Raw genomic sequence first — 1,803 nt, 5'->3', positions numbered from 1 at the left:
TAATTGTGTAATTTGATCGAGCACCGCTTGCTGTAGCTCAGCGAGTGTTTTCCCTTTTACAGGCGTACCAGCAATCAAGAACATATCAGCTAAACGCGAAAATAAGTCATAACCGGCACTGACTCCGGCTGCGATTTGACTACCTCGGACCAGATCGCGGGAAAAGCGAGCGCTATCACCGCCATCTAAAATGCCTGCTAACACCTCTAATGCATACGGTTCCCAAGCTTGTTGCTCTGTAGCAGTATTTACCACGGGGACTTTCCACCCCATCATCATATAAGGCAACTCTGCAGGCGCGTTAACATTAACGGTACGTTTACCACGTTGCTTTACTTCAACTTGTGGTTTTAATAATGCCGTTTTTTCAGGTTTCAGTGGACCAAAATACTGCTTTGCCAGCGCATATACCGCATCAGGTTCAACATCTCCAACCACGACAACCGTCGCGTTATTGGGCGCATACCACTTTTGATACCACTGACGAAGATCGTTAGCCTGGTAATTATTTATATCACTCATCCAACCGATAACAGGATGATGATAAGGGCTGTTCACAAAAGCGGTGGCATTAAAGGCTTCGCGAACTAAGGCATGAGGATCATCCTCTGTTCTCATTCTACGTTCCTCAGCCACCACTTCACGCTCTTTTACTAATTCAGCATCATCGATAACAAGTTTGCGCATCCGCTCTGCCTCAAGGCGAAAACTAACTTTTAATCGATCTTTTTCTAGTGTTTGGAAATAAGCGGTGTAATCACGGCCTGTAAACGCATTTTCACTGCCGCCATTAGCAGCAATAATCTGTGAAAATTCGTTTGGTCCGAGATTTTCCGTTCCTTTAAACATCATATGTTCAAGCATATGCGAGATACCGGTAAGGCCATTGTGCTCATAGCTTGAGCCAACTTTGTACCAGACCTGTGATACCACCACAGGTGCTCGATGATCTTCCTTAACGATTAACTTTAAACCGTTATCTAATTGGAATTCGCTCACATTCGCTATAGCAATGCTGGGTATTAATAACACCAAGCCTATTATTTTTTTAAATTTCGAAACCATTTGTCTCTCTATTTCAATGACATGATAAAATCTAACGTTGAACTTAAATAAACGACTCGCAATAATTATGTTTAGTTTCCTAAGAAAGAAAAACAAAGCTACCGAAAACGTCGAATCTGAAGAGCTTGTCCAACAACAAGATTCACCGCAACAAAGCGTTGATGATACAGCCCCATCTTCACAAACAGAACCTGAAGTACAAAAAACAGGATTATTTGGCCGTTTAAAACAACGCCTTAATCGCACTAGCTCAAAACTTACCGACGGTTTTGCTTCACTGGTACTGGGTAAAAAAGTCATTGATGATGATTTACTCGAAGAGTTAGAAACTCAATTGTTAACCTCAGATCTGGGGATAGATGCGACACAGGCTATCATCAGTGATCTAACTCAACGCGTTGCGAGAAAACAATTAGGTGATGCTAATGCTCTATTCTCAGCACTTCGCGATGATATGGTCGATATTTTAAAACCAAGCAGTCAGCCATTAGTAATTCCAGAAAAAGAAGGCCCTTACGTTATCTTGATGGTCGGCATTAATGGCGTGGGTAAAACCACTACTATCGGTAAACTCGCCAAACAATTTCAGAACCAAGGCAAATCCGTGATGTTAGCAGCGGGTGATACCTTCCGCGCCGCGGCCGTCGAGCAGCTACAGGTTTGGGGTCAGCGCAATGACATTCCGGTGATAGCCCAGCACACCGGCGCCGATAGCGCCTCGGTACTCTTCGATGCACT

Annotated in this window: 2 protein-coding genes; one reads left to right on the top strand and one right to left on the bottom strand. The window is 43.7% G+C overall.

Going from position 1 to position 1,803, the window contains the following annotated elements:
- On the bottom strand, positions 1 to 1,065 hold a 1,065-nt coding region (locus ACQY6Q_RS06955), incomplete at its 3' end, for a M16 family metallopeptidase (RefSeq protein ID WP_427979497.1).
- A gap of 67 nt (positions 1,066 to 1,132) precedes the next feature.
- Here ACQY6Q_RS06955 and ACQY6Q_RS06950 point away from each other — a divergent pair.
- Positions 1,133 to 1,803 (top strand): signal recognition particle receptor subunit alpha (locus ACQY6Q_RS06950; RefSeq protein ID WP_427979495.1); only part of this gene is annotated, 671 nt, incomplete at its 3' end.

The organism is Agarivorans sp. (genome assembly GCF_050295395.1).
Taxonomy (GTDB): Bacteria; Pseudomonadota; Gammaproteobacteria; order Enterobacterales; family Celerinatantimonadaceae; genus Agarivorans.
The sequence above is the reverse complement of the archived record's forward strand: the minus strand, read 5'-3'. Positions and strand labels throughout refer to the sequence as shown.